The organism is Klebsiella sp. EMBS2024 (assembly GCF_036233805.1).
Lineage (GTDB): Bacteria > Pseudomonadota > Gammaproteobacteria > Enterobacterales > Enterobacteriaceae > Klebsiella > Klebsiella pneumoniae.
The window spans coordinates 3117179-3117395 of sequence record NZ_JAZARW010000001.1; the positions used below are offsets into that span (position 1 = coordinate 3117179).

1 protein-coding gene is annotated in these 217 nt (G+C 50.5%); it reads right to left on the reverse strand.

What is annotated here, in order from left to right:
* Positions 1 to 170, reverse strand: a 170-nt coding sequence (locus VZP09_RS14385; RefSeq protein ID WP_328795492.1) for an IS1 family transposase, incomplete at its 3' end; no start/stop codon positions are given.
* Between the last annotated feature and the right edge of the window lie 47 nt (positions 171 to 217).

Consider the following 217-nt stretch of genomic DNA (forward strand, 5'->3'; position numbering starts at 1 on the left):
ATGATTTTNTGGTGCGTACCGGGTTGAGAAGCGGTGTAAGTGAACTGCAGTTGCCATGTTTTACGGCAGTGAGAGCAGAGATAGCGCTGATGTCCGGCGGTGCTTTTGCCGTTACGCACCACCCCGTCAGTAGCTGAACAGGAGGGACAGCTGATAGAAACAGAAGCCACTGGAGCACCTCAAAAACACCATCATACACTAAATCAGTAAGTTGGCA